The sequence below is a fragment of the Mesorhizobium sp. B2-4-2 genome (assembly GCF_006442845.1).
In the GTDB taxonomy this organism is placed as follows: Bacteria; Pseudomonadota; Alphaproteobacteria; order Rhizobiales; family Rhizobiaceae; genus Mesorhizobium.
Map to the genome: position 1 here is coordinate 550658 of NZ_VFVM01000002.1, position 23648 is coordinate 574305.

General features: G+C 63.9%; 25 protein-coding genes and 1 pseudogene. 12 read left to right on the forward strand and 14 right to left on the reverse strand.

Annotated features, from left to right (window positions below):
- Positions 1-21: 21 nt before the first annotated feature.
- From FJ942_RS06385 to FJ942_RS06395, 3 genes are all read right to left on the reverse strand, one after another.
- Positions 22-837 (reverse strand): extensin family protein, encoded by an 816-nt coding sequence (locus FJ942_RS06385; protein ID WP_140897369.1) that lies wholly within the window; start codon positions 835-837, stop codon positions 22-24.
- Positions 838-946: 109 nt separating this feature from the next.
- Entirely contained in the window at positions 947-1927 is a 981-nt protein-coding gene (locus FJ942_RS06390) for an extensin family protein (RefSeq protein ID WP_246679698.1), read from the reverse strand.
- A 199-nt stretch (positions 1928-2126) separates the two neighbouring features.
- Entirely contained in the window at positions 2127-2552 is a 426-nt protein-coding gene (locus FJ942_RS06395) for a DUF3775 domain-containing protein (RefSeq protein ID WP_140524880.1), read from the reverse strand.
- A 150-nt stretch (positions 2553-2702) separates the two neighbouring features.
- On the opposite strand from FJ942_RS06395, the gene FJ942_RS06400 reads away from it, so the two are divergent.
- Together FJ942_RS06400 and greA are read left to right on the forward strand one after the other, a co-directional pair.
- Positions 2703-3236 carry a tetratricopeptide repeat protein gene (locus tag FJ942_RS06400; RefSeq protein ID WP_140495965.1) on the forward strand — a complete coding sequence of 178 codons (534 nt, stop codon included), beginning with the start codon at positions 2703-2705 and terminating at the stop codon, positions 3234-3236.
- Positions 3237-3503: 267 nt separating this feature from the next.
- Entirely contained in the window at positions 3504-3977 is a 474-nt protein-coding gene (gene greA / locus FJ942_RS06405; protein ID WP_008877613.1) for a transcription elongation factor GreA, read from the forward strand.
- Between the two features lie 221 nt (positions 3978-4198).
- Here greA and waaC read toward each other — a convergent pair whose 3' ends face one another.
- The 3 genes from waaC to rfaD are packed head-to-tail and all read right to left on the reverse strand — an operon-like array spanning position 4199 to position 7115.
- Positions 4199-5188 carry a lipopolysaccharide heptosyltransferase I gene (waaC, locus tag FJ942_RS06410; protein ID WP_140897370.1) on the reverse strand — a complete coding sequence of 330 codons (990 nt, stop codon included), beginning with the start codon at positions 5186-5188 and terminating at the stop codon, positions 4199-4201.
- Entirely contained in the window at positions 5185-6192 is a 1008-nt protein-coding gene (waaF, locus tag FJ942_RS06415; RefSeq protein WP_140897371.1) for a lipopolysaccharide heptosyltransferase II, read from the reverse strand. Before waaF ends, waaC begins: the two co-directional genes overlap by 4 nt.
- A complete protein-coding gene (gene rfaD / locus FJ942_RS06420) occupies positions 6165-7115 on the reverse strand; it encodes an ADP-glyceromanno-heptose 6-epimerase (protein WP_140495962.1) in 951 nt (316 codons plus the stop codon). The genes waaF and rfaD overlap by 28 nt, the downstream gene beginning before the upstream one ends.
- A 216-nt stretch (positions 7116-7331) precedes the next feature.
- On the opposite strand from rfaD, the gene FJ942_RS06425 reads away from it, so the two are divergent.
- The 4 genes from FJ942_RS06425 (at position 7332) to gmhB (ending at position 10803) form a co-directional block, all read left to right on the forward strand.
- Positions 7332-7964 (forward strand): LysE family translocator, encoded by a 633-nt coding sequence (locus tag FJ942_RS06425; RefSeq protein WP_140524876.1) that lies wholly within the window; start codon positions 7332-7334, stop codon positions 7962-7964.
- Between the two features lie 122 nt (positions 7965-8086).
- Positions 8087-9580 carry a D-glycero-beta-D-manno-heptose-7-phosphate kinase gene (gene rfaE1 / locus FJ942_RS06430; RefSeq protein ID WP_140495960.1) on the forward strand — a complete coding sequence of 498 codons (1494 nt, stop codon included), beginning with the start codon at positions 8087-8089 and terminating at the stop codon, positions 9578-9580.
- A gap of 7 nt (positions 9581-9587) precedes the next feature.
- On the forward strand, positions 9588-10160 hold the full coding sequence (locus tag FJ942_RS06435; RefSeq protein ID WP_140556028.1) for an SIS domain-containing protein: 573 nt from the start codon (positions 9588-9590) through the stop codon (positions 10158-10160).
- Entirely contained in the window at positions 10153-10803 is a 651-nt protein-coding gene (gmhB, locus tag FJ942_RS06440; RefSeq protein WP_140560641.1) for a D-glycero-beta-D-manno-heptose 1,7-bisphosphate 7-phosphatase, read from the forward strand. The genes FJ942_RS06435 and gmhB overlap by 8 nt, the downstream gene beginning before the upstream one ends.
- A 15-nt stretch (positions 10804-10818) precedes the next feature.
- On the opposite strand, the gene FJ942_RS06445 is transcribed toward gmhB, so the two are convergent.
- Positions 10819-11613, reverse strand: coding sequence for a glycosyltransferase family 2 protein (locus FJ942_RS06445; protein WP_140556025.1), 795 nt, complete (start codon positions 11611-11613; stop codon positions 10819-10821).
- 173 nt (positions 11614-11786) lie between these two features.
- A complete protein-coding gene (locus tag FJ942_RS06450) occupies positions 11787-12266 on the reverse strand; it encodes an Lrp/AsnC family transcriptional regulator (protein ID WP_140495956.1) in 480 nt (159 codons plus the stop codon).
- Positions 12267-12515: 249 nt separating this feature from the next.
- Here FJ942_RS06450 and trxB point away from each other — a divergent pair, with 249 nt between their 5' ends.
- Positions 12516-13490: a thioredoxin-disulfide reductase gene (gene trxB / locus FJ942_RS06455; protein ID WP_140495955.1), complete on the forward strand. Its 975-nt coding sequence runs from the start codon at positions 12516-12518 to the stop codon at positions 13488-13490.
- Positions 13491-13579: 89 nt separating this feature from the next.
- A complete protein-coding gene (locus FJ942_RS06460; protein WP_140495954.1) occupies positions 13580-14476 on the forward strand; it encodes a LysR family transcriptional regulator in 897 nt (298 codons plus the stop codon).
- 19 nt (positions 14477-14495) lie between these two features.
- Here the strand turns inward: FJ942_RS06460 and FJ942_RS06465 are convergent, their stop codons facing one another.
- Together FJ942_RS06465 and FJ942_RS06470 are read right to left on the reverse strand one after the other, a co-directional pair.
- Positions 14496-14993: an isoprenylcysteine carboxylmethyltransferase family protein gene (locus FJ942_RS06465; protein ID WP_140897372.1), complete on the reverse strand. Its 498-nt coding sequence runs from the start codon at positions 14991-14993 to the stop codon at positions 14496-14498.
- An 873-nt stretch (positions 14994-15866) separates the two neighbouring features.
- The gene (locus FJ942_RS06470) at positions 15867-17918 is read right to left on the reverse strand and encodes an elongation factor G (RefSeq protein ID WP_140495952.1); all 2052 of its coding nucleotides are present in this window, start codon (positions 17916-17918) and stop codon (positions 15867-15869) included.
- Between the two features lie 323 nt (positions 17919-18241).
- On the opposite strand from FJ942_RS06470, the gene FJ942_RS06475 reads away from it, so the two are divergent.
- Positions 18242-18637: a cupin domain-containing protein gene (locus FJ942_RS06475; protein ID WP_140495951.1), complete on the forward strand. Its 396-nt coding sequence runs from the start codon at positions 18242-18244 to the stop codon at positions 18635-18637.
- Between the two features lie 56 nt (positions 18638-18693).
- Here FJ942_RS06475 and FJ942_RS06480 read toward each other — a convergent pair whose 3' ends face one another.
- A complete protein-coding gene (locus FJ942_RS06480; protein WP_140897373.1) occupies positions 18694-19896 on the reverse strand; it encodes a pyridoxal phosphate-dependent aminotransferase in 1203 nt (400 codons plus the stop codon).
- 215 nt (positions 19897-20111) lie between these two features.
- Here FJ942_RS06480 and FJ942_RS06485 point away from each other — a divergent pair, with 215 nt between their 5' ends.
- The 3 genes from FJ942_RS06485 (at position 20112) to FJ942_RS06495 (ending at position 22568) form a co-directional block, all read left to right on the forward strand.
- Complete coding sequence (locus tag FJ942_RS06485) at positions 20112-21002, forward strand: EAL domain-containing protein (protein ID WP_140728572.1); 891 nt, start codon at positions 20112-20114, stop codon at positions 21000-21002.
- Positions 20999-21847, forward strand: coding sequence for an EAL domain-containing protein (locus tag FJ942_RS06490; RefSeq protein ID WP_140631918.1), 849 nt, complete (start codon positions 20999-21001; stop codon positions 21845-21847). Before FJ942_RS06485 ends, FJ942_RS06490 begins: the two co-directional genes overlap by 4 nt.
- Positions 21848-21959: 112 nt before the next feature.
- Entirely contained in the window at positions 21960-22568 is a 609-nt protein-coding gene (locus tag FJ942_RS06495) for a glutathione S-transferase family protein (RefSeq protein ID WP_140631921.1), read from the forward strand.
- 102 nt (positions 22569-22670) lie between these two features.
- Here FJ942_RS06495 and FJ942_RS28775 read toward each other — a convergent pair.
- From FJ942_RS28775 to FJ942_RS06510, 3 genes and pseudogenes are all read right to left on the reverse strand, one after another.
- A pseudogene (locus tag FJ942_RS28775) lies at positions 22671-22924 on the reverse strand (hypothetical protein).
- The gene (locus tag FJ942_RS06505) at positions 22921-23121 is read right to left on the reverse strand and encodes an iron-containing alcohol dehydrogenase (protein WP_140556015.1); all 201 of its coding nucleotides are present in this window, start codon (positions 23119-23121) and stop codon (positions 22921-22923) included. The pseudogene FJ942_RS28775 and the gene FJ942_RS06505 overlap by 4 nt, the downstream one beginning before the upstream one ends.
- A gap of 267 nt (positions 23122-23388) precedes the next feature.
- Positions 23389-23601 (reverse strand): cold-shock protein, encoded by a 213-nt coding sequence (locus FJ942_RS06510; protein WP_010910991.1) that lies wholly within the window; start codon positions 23599-23601, stop codon positions 23389-23391.
- Positions 23602-23648 lie beyond the last annotated feature (47 nt).

Here is a 23648-nt window from a genome sequence, read left to right on the forward strand (position 1 = left end):
AGCCGCCGCCAGGCAAAGGGATCAGCGGCAGGCGCGATAGCCGCTCTTGCGGTTCTTGATGTCGAAGTGGAAATGGTTGCGGTGGTCGTAGTTGTAGCCGGGGCCGAGCACGGTGGTGAAATACTGGCAGCCATCGGCGCGCACATTGTTGAGGAAGCCGCGGGTGCGGAAGGCAAACAGGCCGGGCTTGCGCACGTCGATGTCGTCGCCATTGTTGAGTTCGATGCTCATCACGTCGAGCGCGTTGCCCTTGCCGTGTTCCGACAGCACGCCTTCGCCGGCGATGTTGCGGCAGGAATAGCTGGAACCCTGGTGGATGGTCCTGACGCCGGAAAAGTAGCGCCAGCGGGCGGAAGGAACGAGCTCGTTCTTCGTCCACGCGGCGAAGCTGGCGGCCATGTCGCAGGTCAGCGTCGCTGCGGGCTTCATCTGGATGCTGCCGATGGCAGTGACCTTGACCGGATAGTCAATGCCGCACTGGCCTTCATGGATCGGCGCCAAGTCGGTGAAGGTGACGCCGAGGCGCCTCAGCTGCTGACGGCAGTCGGTCTCGCTGGCCGGCATCTGCTCGACCGGCGACATCGGCTCGTCCATGCGTGGATAGGCGGCCTGCGTCATGTAGGGATTGGAAGGAACCAGCCGCTGCATGCCTGAATATTGCGGCACGGCCGCGGTCTGCGCGCCGACATCGACGGCTGGCTCCAGTGCCAGCACGTTGCCGGTGTTGCAGGCCGACACCGCGGCCAGCGCAAGCAGGGCGGCCAGCCCGCCGGCAGCGGCGCGCGCGCGTTTCGATTGCCGCGCAAGCGCCAGCGCGGCACGAAATATCCCGTCCATCGGCAGTCCCTTTCCCGATAGGCGGGATTTTAACGATCAACGGTAAAGGAAAAATCAGCGCCGGCGTTCATGCCTGCGGCCGAATTGCGGCATCGCTTCTGAGCCGGCCCTACTGGCAGAAGGTACCGCCGTGGCGGCGCGGCTCGAGGTCGAGGTGCAAATGCAGCGAATGATCGGCATCGCTGCCCGGGCCCAGCACGGTCTTGAACGGCCCGCAGGCGGCCTTGCGCACCGCGTCGAGGAATTTGGCGTCCTTGTCCGGTGGCGCCGGGCCGACCTCGATCGTCCTGCCGTCCGCAAGTGTGAAGCTGGCGATATCGAGCGCATTGCCGAAGGCATGTTCGGACAGTTTGCGCGTGCCGTTGCGTGGCCGGCACACAAAGGCCGATGCCTGGCCGATCGATTTCAGGTCGGTGCCGAATTCGGCTTTCGCCGCCGGCTGGATGACGTTGCCGGCAAAGCGTGCCGCCGCCTCGGCCATTGCGCAATTGAGCTCGGCGCCCGGGGCAATGGCGATCGACTTGCCAAGGATCTTCAGCACCAGGGGATAGGGGATCGAACAGCCGATATCGCGATCGCTTTCAGCCTTGTGCTCCTCGAATTCGACACCGAGACCCCTCAGCCGCTCGCGGCAGGCGACTTCCTCGGCAGGCATTTTCGCGTCTGGCAGGTCAGCCGAACGCGGATCGGGAAGCATCTCCTTTTTGTCCGCGTCCGCCGGCTTTGGCGGCGGTGGCGGGGCAATGGCCGGCGGCTCAACCTCCGGTTCCGCAGTCTCAGGCCTTTGTGTCGGCGTCGGCGCCACGGCTGGCGGCTCCGGTTCGCCTTTCGCATCGGCTGGCGGCTCGGGCTGCGCTTGTTGCTTCTGAGGGGATGCTTCGTCCTGGAACCGGTCGGATGTTGCGGCTGGATTTTGCGTGTTCGGTTCTGTCGCCTCTGGCGCGTCAGCGGGGCGCGGTTCAGGCACTGGGACATCCGCACGTACCGGCTTCGGATTTTGCGTCCTCTGCCGTGCCGGCTTCGGCTTGCGATGCCTTTCGCCGCGCGGTTTCAGCGGCCGGTCAACCCGCGGCGTCAGTGGCTGTTCCACCCGTGGTGAAAGCGGCTCGTGATGCCTGTGACGATGCCTGGCATCGGCCGGCGTCACCAGCAGTGCTGTCACGACCACGACCAATGCAATCCTGTATTTTCGGGAAAAGCTCAGTGTTGCCATCGCCTCGAAACGGTGCCGGGATGCTCGAAGTTGCCTGGAAGGCGCTTAGGCCCGATCACAATCGATTACCGGCGCGTTACGCACCGATCGCTTCTAGCCCTTCCTCCAGCCAATCGGCGAGCAACGGCAAGCCGAGCAGGTATTTGGCCGTGTGCTTGTTGGCGCGCTCGCGCGCGGCGGCGACGGCGTCGGCCCATTCCGAGGCATCGTAGTCGCCACGGCCGACCCAAGCGAGCGCGACGAGCTCGGCCGCCTCGTCGACATTGAGGTCGTTGATCAGCTCGCGCAGTTCCTCTTCGGTCAGGTTTTCCGAGCTTTCCTCGGCGAGTCCGTCATGATGATGATTGTCACGGGTGTTTCCATCGAACTCGATTTCGTGTTCGGCGCCGTCGGCATAGTCTTCATTGATCGCGGCGCTCAACGCCTTGCATTTGAGGATGAACAGCCGCACGGTGTCGGGCCCGATCGTCAAATCCCAGTTCTTTTCAAGCCGTCGCTGCACTGGCGGTCTCCGCTGGCTCAGCTTTCATCGCCGCCGATGATAGCGGATTTCGAGCATCCGTCACCTCATGTTAGCCCCTTGCTTTTTTCCGGGATGAAACCGCCGACACGCTGCGTTAGTGTTGCATTCTCACCCCTCCAGGAGGCTCCGATGCATAAAAGAGTGCTGATCCAGGCGGCGAGCGCGCTTCTCGCTCTGCAGTTCCTTGCCGTTCCGGTGTTTGCCGCAGGCAGCGGTGACGACACCAGTACGACCACCAAATGCAAGAAAGGCATGGTCTGGGACAAGAAGAAGAACAAGTGCGTCGCACCCCAGGAAGGCATGCTGGACGACGACAGCATCTATGATGCCGGGCATGACCTGGCGATGGCCGGCCGCTATGACGAGGCGATCGCCGTGCTCAGCCTCGCCGCCAACAAGCAGGACCCGCGCATCCTCAACTATCTCGGCTATTCGCACCGCCATTCCGGCCGCGTCGCCGTTGGCCTCGGCTATTACGAGGAAGCGCTGCGCATCGATCCCAACTACACGCTGGTGCGCGAATATCTCGGCGAAGCCCATCTCCAGATCGGCGACCTGGCCGGCGCCCAGCAACAGCTGATGGAGATCGAAAAGCGAACCGGCAAGGGTTCACGCGAATACGGCATGCTGGCCGAACAGATCGACCATTTCATGAGGAGCTGACCCCCTCAATGCCTTTTCGAACCGGCCGCGAGCAATCACGGCCGGTTTTTTGTTGCCATGCCGGCTCCTGCGACGGCGCGCGCGAAAACGGTGATGATTTCTTCAGAAACCGATTTTTGGGCGTGAAAAGCCCGCAAAGATTGCTATATTCAGGGAAATTGCGGTGAACGGTTCCGTTAGCCCGAGGCTGCCGGACCGTTTTCTTTTTGCACCATCGATAAGGCTTTCCCCGAAATGCGGGGGTGGCGGCAGGAAAGGTCAGGTATCATGAACAAGGTCCCGATGACAGGCGAGGGGTTCGCGTCATTGAAGGAAGAACTGCGCTGGCGCCAGCAGGAGGAGCGGCCGCGCATCATCGAGGCGATCTCCGAAGCGCGCTCGCACGGCGACCTATCCGAAAATGCCGAATACCATGCCGCCAAAGAGGCGCAGAGCCTCAATGAGGGCCGTGTCAACGAGCTCGAGGATCTCATCGCCCGGGCCGAAGTCATCGATGTCACCAAGCTCAGCGGCGACAAGGTCAAGTTCGGCGCCACCGTGGTGCTGGTCGACGAGGACACCGAGGAGAAGAAGACCTACCAGATCGTCGGCGATCAGGAGGCGGACGTGAAGTCCGGCCGCATCTCGATCTCCTCGCCGATCGCGCGGGCGCTCATCGGCAAGGAAGTCGGCGACGCCATCGAGGTCAACGCGCCGGGTGGTGCAAGGGGATACGAGATCGTCCAGGTGCAGTTTATCTAAGGGGTTCGAGGGGAGCTGATCTGCGCGTTTTTAGCCAAGGTTGGCGCCGCCCCTCATCCGCCTGCCGGCACCTTCTCCCCGTATAGTGACGGGGAGAAGACGGCTGAACGCGAAGTCGGCGTCTATTCTGCAAACGCTTAAAATTGGCGCAGTCATCGGTGAAGGTGTCCTTCTCCCCGGCAGGGCGATGAGGGGCAGCGCCAGCTTTCCGATTGAATAGATCAGTTCTTGCCAGCGCCGGCCTGACCATGCGTCTGGTGCTCCAGCAGCCTCTCAGCCTCAGCCACCACCCTCGCGGGCGACACTCGCTCAGCGGGCGCGGCCTGCAGCGTCGATGCATAGGGGCCGCGCGGACCGGTCAAACCCGGCTCCGTGGCCAAAAACACCGCGACCGTCGGCAGGCCGAAGGCGCTGGCGAGATGCGTGAGCCCCGTATCGGCGCCGATTACCAGCCTCGAGCTGCCCAGGATCGCCGCGATGTCGGCCAATGGTGATTTTGGCACGATGCTCGTCGATGGAACTGCCCGGGCGATCGCTTCAGCCACCGCCTGTTCGCGCTCGTCCGACCAGGTCGTGACCGGCGTCATGCCGCGCTCAACCAGCAGGCGGCCGGTTTCGATCCAGTCTTCAACAGGCCACTTCTTGTCCTCGCGGCTGGTGCCGTGCAGCAGGAAGGCCGTGTTGCCGGCTATGCCGGTCAGATTGCCGGGCGGCGGCACAATGCCCGAATCCAGCATCGAAAGATCGGGCCGGTAGCCCAATGCCAGCCCGAAAAGCCGCCGCGTCCGTTCGATGGCGTGGAGGTTGCGAGGGACGGCGTGGCCGACGTCGTAAAGCAGCGTTGCCGAAGGCTCGCGCGCGCTTGAGCGGTCGAAGCCGGCGATCGGCGCTTTCGCCTGCCTGGCCACCAGCGCCGACTTCAACAGGCCTTGCGCATCGATGACCAGATCATAGCGGCACGCACGCAAGGCGCGTCGCAAGGCGGTCGCCTCGCGCCAGGTGGCCTTGTCGAAGAGATGTTTTCGCCAACGCCGGATGGCGACCGTGTGGATGGTTCCGACTGCGGGGTGCAGCGCGACGATGCCGGCGAAAGCCTCCTCGACGCACCAGTCGAAAGCAATATCGGGCCGTGCGCGGCGCGCATCCTGGAGCGCCGGAAAGGTGTGGACGACGTCGCCCATCGACGATGTCTTGACGATCAGCACCCTCATGCGGCGGCCGGGATGTCCAGCAGCCGGTCCGCCGCCGCCATGACCCGTGCGACCTCGAGCGTCTTCAGGCAATTGAGGTGGCCGAGCGGACAGATCTTGCGGTGGCAGGGCGAGCAGGACAGGCCGAGCCAGACCAGTTCGCGCCGTTCGGCCAGCGGCGGCGTGTTCTGTGGCGAGGTCGAACCATAGACGGCGACAACCGGCGTGCCGACCGCCGCCGCAACATGCATCAGCCCGCTGTCGTTGGAGACCGCCAGCCGCGCGGCCGCGATCAGGTCGATGGCGTCCTCCAGCCGCGTCTGGCCGGCCAAGTCGACCACGCCAGGAGCGAGGGCTGCGATCTCCGCTGTCACCTCGCAGTCGTTCTTCGACCCGAACAGCGCGACCTTGAACCTTCTGGCCATGAACTCCCGGGCAAGGCCGGCATAGTGTTCGCTCGGCCAGCGCTTGGCCGGGCCGAACTCAGCACCCGGCATCAGCGCCACGAATTTCTGCGGCCCCAGGCCGAAACGGTCGAGCAGGGTGGCCTGGTTTTTGGCGTCCACCGTCAGATGAGGCGCCCGAAAATCGCCACCCCGTGCAAGGCCGAAATAGGCCTGCGCGGTGCGCCGTTTCACGGCCTCCGGCAGCGGAACGATATCGGTCAACAGGCCGTAGCGCATTTCCCTGAAATGGCCGAAACGGCGTGGAATGCGGGCAAAGAACGGGATCAGCGCCGACTTCCAACTGCCTGGCAGGATATAGGCGCTGTCATAACGGCCGCGCAGCAGGCGGCCGAAGCGGCGGCGGTGTGCGAATTCGAGCGCGCCGGGTTTCAGCGGGAAATCGATCTGCTGGCGGACCTCAGGCATGCGCTTGACCAAAGGGGCCGCCCAGGCCGGCGCCAGCACGTCGATGGCTGCATTTGGATGAAGCCCCTTCAGCGCCGAGAACAGGCACTGCGCCATCACCATATCGCCCACCCAGCGTGGGCCGATCACGAGGATCGCTGGGCTTTCAGCCATTCGACATAGTCTCTGACGCCGGTTTCGACGCTGCGGAATTGCCCATTGTAACCGGCGGCGCGCAGACGCGACATATCAGCTTGCGTGAAGCTCTGGTAGCTGCCCTTGAGGTGGTCGGGAAAGGGGATGTACTCGATCTCGCCCTTGCCCAGCGTGTCGATGACGGTTTCGGCAATGGCGCGGAAGGGTTGCGCCCGGCCGGTGCCGCAGTTGAAGATGCCGCTCGCGCCGCGCTTCCACAGCCACAGATTGACATCGGCGACGTCGCCGACATGGATGAAGTCGCGGCTCTGCTCGCCGGGGCCAAAGCCGTCATGGGCGCCGAACAGCTTTGGATTCTCGCCACGCCCGACCTGGTTGAACAGATGAAAGGCGACCGAGGCCATGGCGTCCTTGTGCGCCTCGCGCGGCCCATAGACGTTGAAGTAGCGCAGGCCCGCGACCTGCGAATGATCGGTATCGAAGACATTGCGCCTGACATAGTCATCGAACAGCTTTTTTGAATAGGCGTAGACGTTGAGCGGCCGCTCAAGCTCCGCGTCCTCGCGGAACTCGGAGCCGCCGCCATAGACCGATGCCGAGGAGGCGTAGAGGAAGGGCACGCGCAGCGCCAAGCAGGCATGCAGCAGCCGCTTCGAATAGGCGTAGTTCACCTCCATCATGAACTTGCCGTTCCATTCGGTGGTGGTCGAGCAGGCGCCCTGATGGAAGACGGCCTCGATGCGGCCGAGCCCGCCGTCCTCGAGGCGGGCCAGGAAATCGTCCTTGTCGAGATAGTCGGCGATCCGCAAGTCAGCAAGGTTGGCGATCTTGTGGCCATCGCTCAGGTCGTCGACGACCAAAATGTCGTCGTGGCCCTCCGAATTGAGCGCGGCGACGATGTTGGAGCCGATCATGCCGGCGCCGCCCGTGACGATGATCATGAACGCCTCTGGTTGCTTGCGATTCCGGCCCTTATAAGGGAGGCTTGCGAAGCTGTCGACAAAGCAGCGTTGCCGGGCGGCACTGGGATCCGCAAGAACAATCGAGGGGTGGACCCGTCCGCGATTGCCCTGCGCGGGGCAGCGCGCCACAGTGGCGCCGCAAAGCTGCCGCTTCAGTCGGCTCGCGCCGCCGGGCGCGATCATGAGGGACCAGGAATGCCGTCGACAGAGCTGCTCGTCGCGTTTTTCGCCACCACGGCGATCTTCGCCTATATTCCAGGCCCGGCCATGCTCTATGCCGCCGCGCAGACGATGGCGCGCGGCCGCTGGTCCGGCCTGACTGCGGCGCTCGGCATTCATCTGGGCGGCTATGTTCACGTCTTTGCCGCTGCCGCCGGCCTGTCCGTGCTTTTCCACGCCGTGCCGCCGCTCTACATGGCGGTCAAGCTCGTCGGCGCGCTCTACCTGATCTGGCTCGGTGTGGCGCTGTTCCGCAAGCGCGCGGAAGGCGACATGGCACTGCCGGCGATAGAGCGGAAATCGGCTTGCCGCGCCTTTTTCGAGAGCATCGCCGTCGAGGTGCTCAATCCGAAGACCGCGATCTTCTTCATGGCCTTCCTGCCCCAGTTCATCGATGCCTCTGCCGCATTCCCGGTCTGGCTGCAATTCGTCGTGCTGGGCACGACAGTCAACCTGATGTTCTCCTCGGCCGATATCGTCTGCGTGTTCCTGGCTGGTGCCGTGATCGGCAGGCTGCGCCGCTCCAGCAGCGCCCAGCGCATGATGCAGCGAGCCGGCGGCGCGGTGCTGGTCGGGCTTGGCGTCCATGTCGCCTTGCAGAAGAGTTGACGAGGCCAGCCGGCGTTGCGCTGGCTCGAATTGCGGTATATCGGCATCGCCATGAACGACCGATCCCGGCCAATTTGTCCTCCATGCATCTTCAAAACCGGTTTTTGCGCGTTGCCAGTGACATGACCAAGCACGACCCACTTTCCCCCGAGCCCTTGCACCGCGCCATCGCGCACTTCGGCCAGGCCACCGTGCTGGTGGTCGGCGATCTCATCCTTGACCGGTTCGTCAACGGCATCATCGAGCGGATTTCGCCTGAAGCGCCGATCCCGGTGCTCCATGGGCGCGGCGAGAGCCTGGCGATGGGCGGCGCCGGCAATGTCGTGGCCAACATCATCTCGCTCGGCGCCGCCGCCATTCCGGTCTCGGTGATCGGCTCTGATACGGCAGGCGACAGCCTGGTGCGCATGCTCGGCGAGCTTGGCGCCGACACGACAGGCCTGGCGCGGGAGCGCGGCCGCATGACGTCGTCCAAGAGCCGCTTCAGCGCGCTCAACCAGCAGGTGCTGCGCTTCGACGAGGAAGAGATCAAGCCGCTCGGCGCGGCGGAGCGCGCGGCGCTGGTCCGGCATTTCCGCGCCGCGCTGGCGCACGCCGACATCGTCATCCTGTCGGATTACGGCAAGGGCATCCTGCTCGACGGCGTCGCCGGCGAATTGATCGCGATCTGCCGCGAGGCGGGAAAGCCGGTGCTGGTCGATCCGAAGGGCCGGGATTATGCACGCTATGCCGGCGCGACCGCCATCACGCCCAACCGCAAGGAACTCGGCGAAGCGGTCGAACGGCCGGTGTTCAGCGATGACGAGATCGTGGCCGCGGCGCGCGAGCTGCTTGCGGCGCATGGCTTCGACTTCGTCGTCGCCACGCGCAGCGAAAAGGGCATGAGCGTCGTCGGTCCGACGGAGGCGCGCCACATCGCCACGCAGGCGCGCGAAGTGTTCGATGTGTCGGGCGCCGGCGATACGGTGATCGCGACCTTCGCGCTGGCGCTTGCCGCCGGCGCCGATCCGGCCGCGGCCGCCTCGATCGCCAATGCAGCCGGCGGCGTTGTGGTGGGCAAGCGAGGCACGGCGCGGCTGACGGTCGAGGAACTCAACGGCGCGCTGTTTCGATCGCACGGTCCGAGCGTCCACAGGGATGCCATCCTCGACGCCAAATCGGCCGCACGGCTGGTGGCGGCGTGGAAGGAGGAAGGCCTCAGCGTCGGCTTCACCAATGGCTGTTTCGACATCCTTCATGCCGGCCATGTCAGCCTGCTGCACGCGGCGCGCAGCCAGTGCGACCGGCTGGTGCTCGGCCTCAACAGCGATGCCTCGGTGCGCCGGCTGAAGGGGCCGGAACGGCCCGTCAACGACCAGCACGACCGCGCCTGCGTGCTGGCGGCGCTCGCGTCGGTCGACGCGGTGGTGGTCTTCGACGAGGACACGCCGCTGGCGCTGATCGAGGCGCTTCTGCCCGACATACTCGTCAAGGGCGCCGACTACACGGTCGACACCGTGGTCGGCGCGGACGTGGTGCAGAAAGCGGGCGGGCGCGTGGTCCTGGTCGATCTCGTCGCCGGCAAGAGCACGACCGGCACCATCGGCAGGTTGCGCTCGGCCGGCAACAAGAATTGAGGGTTTCATGTCCGAACTGAACGATTACCTGGTCCGCTCGGCGGCCGCGATCACGGCGCTGGTCGAGCGCGATCTCACAGGCGCGATGGAACGTGCGGCGAGCGCGATCGTCGCCGCCCTTTCGTCGGGCAAGGCGCTGCTGATCTGCGGCAATGGCGGTTCGGCCAGCGACGCCATTCACATCGCCGGCGAACTGGTCGGCCGCTTTCTCAAGGAGCGCAAGGGCTACAATGTCATCGCGCTGCCGGCCAACGCCGCGGTGCTGACCGCCTGGGGTAATGATTACGGCTTCGACACCGTTTTTTCGCGCCAGGTCGAGGCGCATGGCGCTGCCGGCGGCGTGCTTCTGGCGATCTCGACCAGCGGCAATTCGCCGAGCATCCTGGCGGCCGCCGAACAGGCACGGACCATGGGCATGACGGTGATCAGCCTGACAGGCGACACAGGCGGCAAGCTCGCGCCGCTCACCGACATCCTGCTCAACGTGCCCTCGACCTCGACGCCGATCATCCAGCAGGGGCATCTGTGCCTCTACCATCACCTGTGCGAGGTGGTGGAAGCGCGCCTCAGCAATGGCTGACAAGGCGCCGCACCCGTTGGCCGAGCCGGGCCTGTGGGTGGAGCGGATAGGCGGCAGGGTTTTTCCCGCCGGCCAGCCGGCGCTGTTCCTCGATCGCGACGGCACCATCAATGTCGATACCGACTATCCCAGCGATCCGGCCGAGATCGAGCTCCGGCCGCAGATGCTGCCGGCGATCGCCGCCGCCAACAATGCCGGCATCCCGGTCGTGGTGGTGACCAACCAGTCCGGCATCGCGCGCGGCTATTTCGGCTGGAGTGCCTTCGCTGATGTGAACCGCCGCGTGCTCGAGCTGTTGCGCGATCAGGGCGTTGTCGTGGACATGGTGCTGGCCTGCGCCTACCACGAAGCTGGCGTGGGGCCGCTGGGCATATCGGATCACCCGATGCGCAAACCCAATCCCGGCATGCTCTTCGAGGCGGCGAAACGCCTCGATCTCGATCTCCGGCGGTCGGTGATCGTCGGCGACAAGCTGGCCGACATGGAGGCAGGCCTGGGCGCCGGCCTGCCGCAGGGCTGGCTCGTCGGCGGCGAGGCGCAGCTTCGCTCCGGCTTCGTCATCAGGCCCTTGCGGGACAGCAGCGACCTCGACGGTCTCATCGCCGCCATAGGGCGGCTCGATGGCCGGGATAAGCGGTCTTGATCCGGGCCTGACCGCTCACGCCGGTTCGCTGCCTTGCGAGGCCTCATACAGTTTGGCCTCGGTGGCGAAGGAATAGATCATCACCGACATCGAATAGACGAAGCCGTGCCGGCCGCACAGGAAGTAGCGCTTGGCCAGGTAGAATTTCAGGAAGTTGCCGAGCGGCGAAAGCACCAGCCGCACCAGGCCCGGCTTCTTGCCTTTCTCGACCAGGGTGGCCGCCTTGAGGCTGGAATAGGCATTTGCCCGGGCCAGATCCTCCTCGACCGATATTTCGCGGCGATGCAGCAGCACGCCGCTTTCGATCGTGCTGGTCTCGCCGGAAACGCCGAAGGATTCATGGACCCGCGCGGTCACGTCCATGGTCGCACCTTCCCGGCGGAAAAGCCGCAACAGCCTGTTGTGCAGCACCCAGCGATGGGCATAGCCGTAGCCCTTCAGCCAGTCGCGGCGGCGGATGTACCATCCGCTGATACCGGCGTTCGCCGTCTCGACTGCCGCCACGATCGACTGCCGCAGCCGGTCGTCGACGCGTTCGTCCGGGTCGATCGAAAGACACCAGGGCTGCGTGGCGTGGTCGAGCGCGAATTGCCGCTGATGCGGAAAACCCGGCCAGCCATTGTGCAGCAGCTTTATCGGATAGCCCTCAGCGACAAACTGCCGAACGATGTCCAACGTGGCGTCGGTGGAGCCTGAATCGACGATGACGATCTCGGCGCAAAAATCGATGCTTTCGAGGCACGGGCCGATCATATCGGCCTCGTTCATGCAGATGATGAGCGCCGAAATCGGGCTTGCAAACCTGGTCATGGTCCCTTCCACGGCGGATCGTCCTTGGAACTTACGCTGCTTGGGCAAGGAAACCAATCAGGCGCCAAATCGCACAGGACGATCCGGCTGCCTGCGCCTGTCCGTTATCAACGCGGCGGCGATGTGGCGAAATTCCGGAATTCGCTTTGGCCGGGCGCCGCAATCGATCGGCGTCACGGCCGCTCGAACGAGACCAACCCTTCATCCTTGACCCGGCGGATGGTGAGGGCTGTGCGCACCGTGTCGACGTTCGGCGTGGAGGTCAGTTCCTCGATGACAAAGGTCTGGAAGGCGCCGAGGTCGCTTGCCACGCAGTGCAGGAGGAAATCGGATTCGCCCGACACCATCCAGGCATCGCGTACGACCGGCCAGCCGCGCGTGCGCTCAGCGAAGATGCGAAGCTCGGCATCGGCCTGATGGTGCAGGCCGACCAGGCAGAAGGCGACCACGTCGAGACCGAGCGCCGGCGCGTTGAGCAGCGCCCGATAGCCGCGAATGATGCCGGCTTCCTCCAGTCGCTTGACGCGGCGCAGGCAAGGTGGTGCCGAAATGCCGACGCGGTTCGACAGTTCGACATTGGTCATGCGTCCATCTGCCTGCAATTCGCGCAGGATCTTCCAGTCGATTGCGTCGAGGTCGGCCTTGAGCGGCATTTCGGGGCTTTCGATGATTGCGGGTGGCGAAAGAATCTTGCGGGATTTTGTAATTAAACGACTTTGCTGTCCACGCCATCCCCACGGGGAAATCCGCGCCGCACCAGAGCGGTTCGCCCGGTGCGACAAAGCTTTCCGGGGACGAGCGCCAACTTGCCTTGCTGGTGTCGTGGGCAACACTTACATTACGCGCGACATCGACGAGTTTTCCATGCCGCAAACGCCGGCAGCCCTCCGCAGAGGCTTTTCATGACCACCAAGCACGCGCCTGTCCTCATCATCGGTTCCGGCCCGGCCGGTTATACCGCGGCGATCTATGCCGCCCGCGCCATGCTGAAGCCGATGCTGGTCGCCGGCCTGCAGCAGGGGGGCCAGCTGATGATCACCACCGACGTCGAGAACTATCCCGGTTTCGGCGAACCCATCCAGGGTCCGTGGCTGATGAGCGAGATGCTCAGGCAGGCCGAGCATGTCGGCACCGACATCATCGCCGACATCATCACCGAGGTCGATCTCAACGTGCGGCCGTTCCGCGCAACCGGCGATTCCGGCACCGTCTACACGGCCGATGCCCTGATCATCGCCACCGGCGCGCAGGCCAAATGGCTTGGCATTCCGACCGAACAGACGTTCATGGGCTTCGGCGTATCGGCTTGCGCCACCTGCGACGGCTTCTTCTACCGCGGCAAGGATGTCGCGGTGGTCGGCGGCGGCAATTCGGCGGTGGAAGAAGCACTCTATCTGTCGAACCTCGCCAAGAGCGTGACGGTCATCCACAGGCGCTCGGACTTCCGCGCCGAACGCATCCTGCGCGAGCGGCTCTTGAAGAAGGACAATGTCCGCGTCATCTGGGACACGGTTGTCGACGAGATCACCGGCCGTCCGGGCAAGACGCCACTGCCGCCTTCGGTCGAAGGGTTGAAGCTGCGCAACGTGGTGACGGGTGTCGAGACGCAGCTCGAGGTCGACGGCGTGTTCGTCGCGATCGGCCATGCGCCGGCGGTCGAGCTGTTCGTCGGCAAGCTGAAGCAGAAGCCGAACGGCTATCTGTGGACGGCGCCGGATTCGACCCGCACCGACGTGCCCGGCGTGTTCGCCGCCGGCGACGTGACCGACGATATATACCGCCAGGCGGTGACTGCGGCGGGGCTGGGCTGCATGGCGGCGCTCGAGGCGGAGAAGTACCTGGCCGGCATCGAGGTGCATCGCGAGGCGGCCGAATAGCGGTTCGCAAACTGTTGAAAGAACGGCTTAGAAACGCCGTGTAAAAGCCTGATTTTTCATTCAGACGCCAAACAGGAACGAGGGGAATCATGGCGTTGGACTGGGACAAGCTACGCGTGTTTCACGCTGCGGCGGAAGCGGGGTCGTTTACACATGCGGCCGAGACGCTGCATCTGTCGCAATCGGCGATTTCGCGCCAGGTCAGCGCGCTCGAGCACGATGTCGGCGTGCCGCTGTTCAACCGTCACGCCCGCGGCCTGGTGCTGACCGAACAGGGCGAGATGCTGTTCCGCACGGCGCATGACGTGCTGATGAAGCTCGAGACCATCAAGTCGCGGCTGACCGAGACCAAGGACCGCCCCTCCGGCGTGCTCAGGGTCACGACCACGGTCGGGCTCGGCGCCGGCTGGCTGACCGAGCGCGTGCAGGAGTTCATCGAGCTCTATCCTGAAATCAGCCTGCAACTGATCCTCGCCAACGAGGAGCTCGACCTCACCATGCGCCAGGCCGATTGCGCCATCCGGCTGCGCCAGCCGCAGCAGCCGGACCTTATCCAGCGCCGCCTGTTCACGGTGCATTTCCACCTCTATGCTTCGCCAGGCTATATCGCCAAGCATGGCAGGCCGGCTTCGGTGGCCGAGCTCAAGGCGCATCGCATCGTCACTTTCGGCGTGCCGGTGCCCGCGCATCTGTCGGAGCTGAACTGGCTGGAAACGGTCGGCGATTTCGAGGGCGGCCAGCGCGTGCCGACGCTGCAGATCAACGACATATTGTCGATCAAGCGCGCGGTGCAGGGCGGCGCCGGCATCGCCATGCTGCCCGACTATGTCATCTCCAAGGATTCCGGCCTGGTGCAGCTCCTGCCGGAAACGGAGGTGCCTTCCTTCGACACCTATTTCGCCTACCCGGACGCGATGAAGAACCAGGCGAAGCTGCACGTATTTCGCGACTTCATCATCGCCAAGGCGCGGAGCTGGTCGTATTGACCGGAGATCGTGCAGACCCTCACCCCCGCCAGCGCGTCAGGCGGGGCAGCCAGGCGGGCACGTTGCGGCGGTAGGTTTGGTATTCATCGCCATAGCGGCGTGCGAGCGTCGGCTCCTCGTACAGCTTGACGAAGGTGGCCATGGCCGCGGCTGCCATGGCGGCGTAGGCGACAAGCGTCCAGCTTGAAAACAGCAGTGCCTGGCCGATGATGATCGACAGCACCGCCACATACATCGGATTGCGGACATGGCGGTAGAGCCCGCCGACCACCAGTCTCTCGGTCGGAGCGACCGGAGCAGGCGTGCCGAGGCCTTCAAGCGCAAAGCAGGCGAATGCATGCAGCAGCGCCGCCACGGCGACCGCGATGAGGATCCAGCCAAGAGGGGCAAGACCCGGCAGGCTCGACCATGGCCGGTCCCAGCGATCCGTCAGCAGCCACGGCACGAGGCCGGCGACGATACAGGGTGCCGCGATGAAGAACGCAGCACTGCCGGCGATCGCCGAAAAGGTCCGCATTGCTTGTCTCCCGCCTGAAGCATGTCACGCCCAAACCGATTCCCGCGACGCGCTCAAGTCTTTGTTGTTCACGTCGCTGCCGAACCGAGGACACTTTGCGCGACATGCATTAGTTGCCTCGGAAATAAACGCCTGCTGCCTCATTCCACGCCATTGCGCATTTTTGACATTTCGGGATGAAAACCGAGCGTGATTCGCGATTCCGCCGTGACAATTGTCTCATTGCGGGTTCCGCTTCGGTGATTCTGCTGGTCCTATTGGGTCCAGAAATGGCTTAGACCACAGCCTGCGTCTTTTTGCATGCGTGTGTTGCAAAATAGATGCTTGTTTCTTGGGCATGATGAGCACATATATAGTTCATCTCCTGGGCGCGTTCTCCTCCCATTAGCGCCCTCGAGTGTTCCCCTCTGGAGGTTAGCCTTAACAGGCACTTCCAATCAAACTCAGCCGGATCTTCATTGATCCGGCTTTTTTGTTGCCCGGAGGCTGCCGGAAGGGCGGGAAAATCCACCGAAATAGCCACGTAACAGTGACATGTAACCTCTGGTAACATGTCAAAGGCGTTCGGCTCCTGCTAAGCAGACCATAGGACGCGGTGTGGTCGGACGGGAGATGGGGGCATCACTCGGACGATCCGGGCTCAGGCGGCTACCGCGTCCGAACCTTCTTCCGCCGAAGCGGCGACTTCAAGATGCGGCGGACCTGCCGTTTCTCCTCCCAAGAAAACGGTCCGCAAACAAAACGGCGTCCGGCCCCCCGGGCGTCGTTTTTTGTTTGCGCCCCCTCGAACAAGGTTCGAGAGGGCACTCACCCAAATCTTTGTGGATGTCGATGTCCCAAAGCCGAGATCACTTTAGACGACATGCATCAGAATCAGGCTGCCTTGCCGTTGGCATTCATCGCTTCGTCGGCGAGCCGGCCGGTGAGTTCGGCCATGTGGTCGAAGACGGCGCGGTAGCTGGCGACGCCTGAGGTGGCCGAGCGCAGCTCGATGATCAGATCGCCGATCTCGGATTGCGGCATGGTCGCCTCGACGACATCCCATCCTGGCCAGCCGGGTCGCGCGTCGTAGCCGAGGATCTGGCCGCGCCGCTGCGGGATCAGGGCGATGATCTTCGAGGTCGCATCGGAGGGCGTCACGATCTCGACCTTCATCACTGGCTCCAGGAGCACGGGCGAACAGCCCGCCATGCCTTCCTTCATGGCAAGCTTGGCCGCCATCTGGAAGGCCATGTCGGAGGAATCGACCGCGTGGTAGGAGCCGTCCGACAGGTTGACGGCGACGTCGACGACGGGAAAGCCGAGCGGGCCCGACTTCAGGTAATCGCGTATGCCGCTTTCGACCGACTGGATGTAGGTCTTGGGCACCACGCCGCCGGTGATGGTATCGGTGAACTGGAAACCTGCGCCGCGCGGCAGCGGCTTTATCTCGATCACCACATCGCCGAACTGGCCGTGGCCGCCGGACTGCTTCTTGTGGCGGCCGCGCTGCTGCGCCGATTTGCGGATAGTCTCGCGGTAGGGCACCGCCGGCGGATGGCCTTCGACCGGAATCTGGTTCTTGCCCTCGAGCCGTTCGCGTACGACGCGCAGGTGCATTTCTCCATGGCCCGACAGCACGGTCTCGGCCGAGTCCTGGTTATGATGCAGGCTGAGCGAGGGATCTTCTTCGGCCAGCCGTTGGATGGCGGCCGACATCTTCACCTCGTCCTTGCGCTCCTTCGGCCGCAAGGCGAAAGCGAAGACAGGCTGCGGCGGCTCGAACTGGAGCAGCGGCTTCATGCCGCCCTTGGCCGAGGTCAGCGTCTGGCCGGTCTTGACCGCGTCCAGCTTGCCGAGCGCGACCGTGTCGCCGGTCTTCGCCGCGGTGAGCTTCGACTGGTCCTTGCCAAGCATCCTGTAGATGCCGGACACCTTTGCCATGTCGCCGCCGGGCAGCCAGAGCTCGGAGCCATCGGCGACCTGTCCCGAAAGGATGCGCGACACCGACAATTTGCCTCCATGCGGCGTATGGATGGTCTTCATCACCTGAACCACGGTTGCGTTGCCTTCGGGGGCGCCGAGCCGTTTGCGGGTCGCGTCGATGTCGGGCGCATCATGGCGGATCGCCTTCAGGAGACGCAGCACGCCATTGCCTTTCTCTGCGGTGCCGATCAGCACCGGCGTGACGGCGCCGTCGCGCAGATCCGCGGCAAGATCGTCGAAGACCGCGTCCTTGGGCGGCTCGATCTCCTCGAGCAGCTGTTCCATCAACTGGTCGTCATGGTCGGCCAGCCGTTCCAGCATCGAAAAACGGGCTTCCAGCTCACGCGCCTTTTCGTCGCCGGGGATCTGGGCCACCTCGCTCTCGGCATATTCGCGGTAGATGTAGGCGCGTTCCAGCGCCAGGTCGATCGAGCCGATGACGACGCCGTCCTTGCGCAGCGGTATCTGGCGCAGAAGCAACGGCACCGCACTTGCCGGCTGCAGCATCTTCAGCGTGTCGCGCACGCCCGCGATCGCCTTGTCGACCTTGTTGAGAAACAGGATGCGCGGCACGCCGAGATCGTCGAGCTTGCGCATGATGAGCTGGAGGGCGGGGATCTTCTTCTCGTCGGCCTCGGCGACGACCACCGCGAGGTCGCAGGCGGCCAGTACCGGTTCGGCCTCGAAGGAGAATTCGATCGATCCGGGACAGTCGACGAAGGTGAACTGCTCGCCCATGAATTCCGTGGTGGCGAAGGTCGCCTCGACGCTCATGGCGTGGGCGCGCGCCTCGGGCGAATGATCTGAAACGGTGTTTCCCGAGGAAACCGGGTTCTGGCGGGGAATGGCGCCCGTGCGGGCCAATATGGCTTCGAGAAGTGTCGTCTTACCGCTTGCGAAGGGACCGACTATGGCAATGCATTTCGGTCCCGTGCGTCTTCCTCCGGCGCGATTACCCATGACTGACCTCCACTCAGGCGTTTCCCTGGAGACCGACTGGCATTCATGGTTCAGGCCAAGGTCAGTCGGTCCTGAGCGGCGGCCGGCCTGTTCGACCGTCGCGGGCGGGCTTGTCTTCAACCGGCCCAAAGGTATCGTCCCACTTGTTTGCCGGCAGGGCAAGGAAAATAGGTAGCCTCAAGGGCCGAGCGCGGTGCGGTTGCCGCTGATTTGCAAGCCGAACAGACCGGTTGCGTCGACGGCCATATCGGCCGAAACTAGGGTCTCGAAAGAAGAGCGGCGTCGCCGCCGCCCGCATCGCCACCAGTTCCAGGGATCGAACGATGAAGATCATTGCTTGCGGCAGCACGCCGACCGTCATCGCGCCGGAAAAGTACTTCACCGGCCGGGTGCTGCAGACGCCGATCATCGAGAAGGAGGCTCCGGCACGGCTGCGGGCGACATTGGTCAGCTTCGAACCGGGCGCGCGGACCCACTGGCACACGCATCCGCTTGGCCAGACGCTGTACGTCACGTCGGGCGCCGGCCTCGCCCAGACCTGGGGCGGTCTCATCCAGGAGATCAGGGCAGGGGACGTCATCTCGTTCGCGCCAGGCGAAAAGCACTGGCATGGGGCCGGGCCGAAAACGGCGATGACGCATATAGCGATGCAGGAAGCGCTCGAGGGCGTGCATGCCGACTGGCTGGAAGCGGTGACGCCGGCCCAATATGGCGGCTGAGTACCGTGTCGAGCCGATCTAAAAACCCGGCGTTTGGCCGGGTTTTGTTTTCACGATCAGGTCAGTGATGCCGTAAAGCGCTGGATGCGCGTGCACGCCTCCTCCAGCAGCGTCTCCGACGTGGCGTAGGAGATGCGGAAGTTCGGACCGAGGCCGAAGGCCGAACCGAATACCACCGCCACGCCCTCGGCCTCGAGCAGCTCCGAGCAGAAGGCCTCGTCGGTGTCGATCACCTTGCCGGCCTTGGTCTTCTTGCCGATCAGCTGGGCGCAGGACGGATAGACGTAGAAGGCGCCTTCCGGCGACGGACAAGAGATGCCGCGCGCCTGGTTGAGCATCGAGACGACGAGATCGCGGCGCCCCTGGAAGATCGCCTTGTTCTTGGCGATGAAGTCCTGCGGGCCGTTCAGCGCTTCGACCGAGGCCCATTGCGCGATGGTGCAGGCGCCCGACGTCTGCTGGCCCTGGATCATGTCCATCGCCTTGATCAGCTGGACGGGACCCGCGGCGTAGCCAATGCGCCAGCCGGTCATGGCATAGGTTTTCGACACGCCGTTCATGGTCAGCGTGCGCTCATAGAGCTTCGGCTCGACCTCGGCGATGGTCTTGAAGACGAAGTCGCCGTAGGTCAGATGCTCGTACATGTCGTCGGTCAGCGTCCAGACATGCGGATGCCTGAGCAGCACGTCGGCGAGCGACCGAAGCTCGGCCTCGGTGTAGGCGGCGCCCGACGGGTTCGACGGCGAGTTCATCAGCAGCCACTTTGTGCGCGGCGTGATCGCCTTTTCCAGCACTTCTGCCGTCAACTTGAAGCCGTTGTCGATCGAAGTGTCGGCGAACACCGAGGTGCCGCCGCAGATCGCCACCATCTCGGGATAGCTGACCCAATAGGGCCGGGGGATGATGACCTCGTCGCCAGGGTTCAGCGTCGCCATGAAGGCGTTGAACAGGATCTGCTTGCCGCCAGTGCCGACGATGGTCTGCTCCGGCTTGTAGTCGAGATTGTTCTCGCGCTTGAATTTCTTCGCGATCGCTTCGCGCAGCGGCGCGATGCCCGACACCGGCGGATATTTGGTCTCACCACGGCGGATGGCCTCGATCGCCGCATTCTTGATGTTGTCGGGCGTATCGAAATCCGGTTCGCCGGCACCCAAGCCAATGACGTCGCGGCCGGCATTTTTCAGCTCGCGGGCTTTCTGCGTCACCGCGATGGTGGCGGAAGGCTTCACGCGGGAAAGGGTGTCGGCAAGGAAGGCCATGACCTTTTTCTCTCCAGAAAGGATCAGCGCGGCCAGGAGCGGCCGCGGCGCTTCTCATGTCGCATCATTCCCGTGAGTGCAAGCATTGTCGGCTGGGCCAGTGCCGCAAGGAGGTCAATGAGCCGTGATCGGCAACAGAAAGTTCATTAACGGGCGGTAGAGGCTTGCGTGGCAGGATCGTAACCCAATTGCGCCAGTTCGCGGAGCGAGGAACCTTGTCGCGCAGCATCGGGCTTGCCCATATCATCCGTCATGATGACGGCACCTCGTCAGGTGTCTGGGGCATTTATACGCTGCAAAGCGCCTTCCAGCCGATCTTCGCCTTCAGGGAAGGCAAGCTGTCGGTTGCCGCCTTCGAGGGCTTGATCCGGCCGTTCCGCGACGGCGAGCCGCAATCGCCAATGAGCTTCTTCAGCACCTGCCCGGCCGCCGACCGGCTTCATGTCGAGGCGCTGACCAGGACGCTGCATCTGCTGAATGCCGGCGCCTGCCTGCCGCAGGAAGCGTCGATCTTCGTCAATTTCGATCCATCGGTGTTCACCGAGCGCGCCGTTGCCGACAATGCCTTGCGCGAAATGCGCCTGGTGCTGCACGAGGCCGGCATCGATCCGGGCCGTGTCGTGTGCGAGGTGACCGAGCAGCGTCCAGCCTCGCAGGAGACCCTGCACGGTTTCGTCGCGGCGTTGAAGGGCAACGGCTTTCGCATTGCCGTCGATGACTATGGCGCCGACGATTCCGACATCAACCGCATCAAGGAGTTGAAACCCGACATCGTCAAGTTCGATGCCCACTGGATCACGCAGTTGATGGAGTCCGGCGCCGGCTTTGCGCTGCTGACGTCCATGGTGAAAAGCTTTGAGGCGCAAGGCATCCGCACCGTGTTCGAGGGCATCGAGGAAGGCTGGCAGTTGGAGCTGGCCGAGAAATCCGGGGCTTCGATGGTCCAGGGTTTCGTGCTGGCGCGGCCGGAGCTGGCGCCGACCAGCTTCCGCGTCTTCGGCGAGGACGGGCCGTCGCCTGTCGCCGACAGTGCATCTTCCGTCCCGGCCGCCGCGCCGCATACCGCGCGGGCGGCGAAAGCCTTTGGGCGCAGGGGCACACGATGAGGCCCGAGCGGCGGCGAGATGTCGGCGATGCGATCTTCATGGACGAGGTCGGTATCGAATATGGCGTTTATGGCGACTTCCGCCTGCGCAGCGCCTACCAGCCGATCTTCGCGCCGCGCGGCCGCTTCCTGCACGCAATCGCCGTCGAGGGCCTGATAGAGCCGCATCGCGCCGGCCGGCCGGGCGCCGCACGGGCGTTCTTCGAAGGCGTCGCGGCCCAGGACCGGCTGTTCGTCGAAACCATGTGCCGGGTGCTGCATCTCAGGAATTTCCGCAACATCGGCGTCGATGGGCTCGATCTGTTCTTCAACTACAATCCATTGGTCAACGCCCGTCGGGGCCGGGCCTTGGCCGAAATCCGGCTGATGAGCAGGCATCTCGGCGAGCTCGGCCTGGCCCCCGGCATGCTGGTCTGCGAAATCACCGAACAGGCGGCCGACGACACGCTGCTGGCCAGGCTGGTACGCGAGATGCGCCGCGACGGCATCCGCATCGCCATCGACGACTTCGGCACCGGCCACTCGACCGAGGAGCGGGTCAGCCTGCTCAAGCCCGATATCGTCAAGATCGACGGTGGCTGGTTCGCGCAATTCTGCCGCCACGCCGCCGCCGAGCGGTTCTTCCGCCCGCTGGTCTCCAGCCTGCACGACCGCGGCGCCAAGGTCCTGGTCGAGGGCATCGAACAGCCCACCCATCTGCGCGTCGCGCTCGATGGCGGCGTCGACCTGCTGCAAGGTTTTCTACTCGCCCGGCCGGCGCTGGCCGGGGTGATCTTCGACGAGCGACCGCTCGCCATCGACGCGCTGCTGGGCAGGGACAGCAAGGTGGTGCCGCTGTTCGGGTAGCGCCGTGTGCTACACATCAGCGGCGCTGATCGTCGCGCCAAAACTAATCATTGGTGAGGACGGCGCGGCTACGATAATCGCGTCTGCACATGGCAGCGCTCGGGGACCAGCGATGATACTTTACAGCATGATCGACAGCGGCAACTGCTACAAGCCGCGCCTGCTGATGGCCAAGCTCGGCCTCCCTTTCACCACTGTCGAGGTGAGTTCGCACACGGGCGATACGCGAAAAGCGGATTTCGTCGCCAAGAATCCGAACGCCATGGTGCCGCTGCTGGAGCTCGACGACGGAAGGCGGATCGCTGAATCCAACGCCATCCTGCTCTACCTCGCGGAGGGCACGCGCTTCCTGCCCGCGGACAAGTATGAGCGCGGGCTCGCCTATCAATGGCTGTTCTTCGAACAGTACAGCCACGAGCCCTATATCGCCGTGCGCAAGGCGCTGCTGACCTTTCCCGAAAGGGCCAAGGACGCGACGCCCGAGCGGCTGGCGGTGACACTGGAGCGCGGCAACAAGGCGCTCGGTGTCATGAATAAATACCTGGAGAACAACGCGTTCTTCGCCGGAAACGCCTACAGCATCGCCGACATCGCGCTTTACGCTTATACGCATACGGCGGAGCAGGGCGGCTTCCAGCTCGACGCCTATCCGGCGGTGGCTGCGTGGCTTGACCGCGTGGTGGCGGATCCGGGGCACGTCTCTATGGAGTGGGTAGGGTAATTTTATCCTCAACCTCGCCACCGCCCCGCGGCTCTTTGGGGGCGAGGCGCGCCAAACAGGCGCGAGGCCCGGCCACCCATCGTCCGAGAAGCTGCGCGGGAGCTATTTCAACAAATGGTCGTAGTAGGCATGGGTGCCGATCCAGAACCAGATCACATCTTCATTGTTGCGTATGGCAACAGCCCGGTAGTTTCGTCGACCCGCGCCGACCAATAGCAACCGACCTGCTTGAAATGTAAGGAGGGATGAAAAGGATCGGAACGCAGTATGACAAAACGCCTGTCCGCCTTTGCTTTGATCGACGACGACAGTTTTTCATAAGCCTTCCAGAATGATGGAGAGGCGCCGTGATTCACAGAGGCCGAGTCCGGCCGGCGCGATGGTCAGCCAATGCCTGTTCGGCAAGCTTGTCCAATCGCCCCGCCCTCACGTCGGTCTCGATCTGCCGATCCCACAGGTCCGCCTGGAGCGCCTCGAACCATGCGGCAAACGCCTTCAGCTCCTCGGGGCTCAGTTCGGTGATGGACTTTTCGATTTGCTCAAGCTTGGTCATGGCCGGATAATACCACTCTAGTGATACCACAGGTGGGACTCCAGGTTCGGCTTTACATGCCTGGAATCCAGGCAAATAAAAAGGCGGGACAATGCCCGCCTTCCCATTTCGGTAGCCTGATCGGGAGCGTCCGGTCCGGGCTGGCAGCTATCTGCTGATCCGGCTTGTCGGGTCTTTCCGCTCCGGCGCGCTTCTCGCGCGACCGTCAGTACATCCGTGACTTGCCGCGTGCCCCGGGCTGTCGCCCGGCGCGCGCCATTTTCAAAATCAGGCTGCCTTGCTCAGAGATCCAGCCGACGACTTGCCAGTGCGGCGGTCCTGCTCGATCTCGAAGTTGATCTTCTGGCCTTCGACCAGGGTCGACAGTCCAGCGCGCTCGACAGCGGAGATGTGGACGAAAACGTCCGCGCCGCCCGCGTCAGGCTGGATGAAGCCGAAGCCCTTGGTGGCGTTGAACCACTTGACCGTTCCAGTTGCCATAAAAATAGTCCTTCACATTTGCTTTGGTTTGACCGAACCGAGGTCCA

Coding starts and splice junctions, on each gene's coding strand:
- FJ942_RS06385 (WP_140897369.1), bottom strand. CDS start 837: ATGGACGGGATATTTCGTGCCGCGCTGGCGCTTGCGCGGCAATCGAAA.
- FJ942_RS06400 (WP_140495965.1), top strand. CDS start 2,703: ATGCATAAAAGAGTGCTGATCCAGGCGGCGAGCGCGCTTCTCGCTCTG.
- greA (WP_008877613.1), top strand. CDS start 3,504: ATGAACAAGGTCCCGATGACAGGCGAGGGGTTCGCGTCATTGAAGGAA.
- waaC (WP_140897370.1), bottom strand. CDS start 5,188: ATGAGGGTGCTGATCGTCAAGACATCGTCGATGGGCGACGTCGTCCAC.
- waaF (WP_140897371.1), bottom strand. CDS start 6,192: ATGGCTGAAAGCCCAGCGATCCTCGTGATCGGCCCACGCTGGGTGGGC.
- rfaD (WP_140495962.1), bottom strand. CDS start 7,115: ATGATCATCGTCACGGGCGGCGCCGGCATGATCGGCTCCAACATCGTC.
- FJ942_RS06425 (WP_140524876.1), top strand. CDS start 7,332: ATGCCGTCGACAGAGCTGCTCGTCGCGTTTTTCGCCACCACGGCGATC.
- rfaE1 (WP_140495960.1), top strand. CDS start 8,087: ATGACCAAGCACGACCCACTTTCCCCCGAGCCCTTGCACCGCGCCATC.
- FJ942_RS06435 (WP_140556028.1), top strand. CDS start 9,588: ATGTCCGAACTGAACGATTACCTGGTCCGCTCGGCGGCCGCGATCACG.
- gmhB (WP_140560641.1), top strand. CDS start 10,153: ATGGCTGACAAGGCGCCGCACCCGTTGGCCGAGCCGGGCCTGTGGGTG.
- FJ942_RS06445 (WP_140556025.1), bottom strand. CDS start 11,613: ATGACCAGGTTTGCAAGCCCGATTTCGGCGCTCATCATCTGCATGAAC.
- FJ942_RS06450 (WP_140495956.1), bottom strand. CDS start 12,266: ATGCCGCTCAAGGCCGACCTCGACGCAATCGACTGGAAGATCCTGCGC.
- trxB (WP_140495955.1), top strand. CDS start 12,516: ATGACCACCAAGCACGCGCCTGTCCTCATCATCGGTTCCGGCCCGGCC.
- FJ942_RS06460 (WP_140495954.1), top strand. CDS start 13,580: ATGGCGTTGGACTGGGACAAGCTACGCGTGTTTCACGCTGCGGCGGAA.
- FJ942_RS06465 (WP_140897372.1), bottom strand. CDS start 14,993: ATGCGGACCTTTTCGGCGATCGCCGGCAGTGCTGCGTTCTTCATCGCG.
- FJ942_RS06470 (WP_140495952.1), bottom strand. CDS start 17,918: ATGGGTAATCGCGCCGGAGGAAGACGCACGGGACCGAAATGCATTGCC.
- FJ942_RS06475 (WP_140495951.1), top strand. CDS start 18,242: ATGAAGATCATTGCTTGCGGCAGCACGCCGACCGTCATCGCGCCGGAA.
- FJ942_RS06480 (WP_140897373.1), bottom strand. CDS start 19,896: ATGGCCTTCCTTGCCGACACCCTTTCCCGCGTGAAGCCTTCCGCCACC.
- FJ942_RS06490 (WP_140631918.1), top strand. CDS start 20,999: ATGAGGCCCGAGCGGCGGCGAGATGTCGGCGATGCGATCTTCATGGAC.
- FJ942_RS06495 (WP_140631921.1), top strand. CDS start 21,960: ATGATACTTTACAGCATGATCGACAGCGGCAACTGCTACAAGCCGCGC.
- FJ942_RS06505 (WP_140556015.1), bottom strand. CDS start 23,121: ATGACCAAGCTTGAGCAAATCGAAAAGTCCATCACCGAACTGAGCCCC.
- FJ942_RS06510 (WP_010910991.1), bottom strand. CDS start 23,601: ATGGCAACTGGAACGGTCAAGTGGTTCAACGCCACCAAGGGCTTCGGC.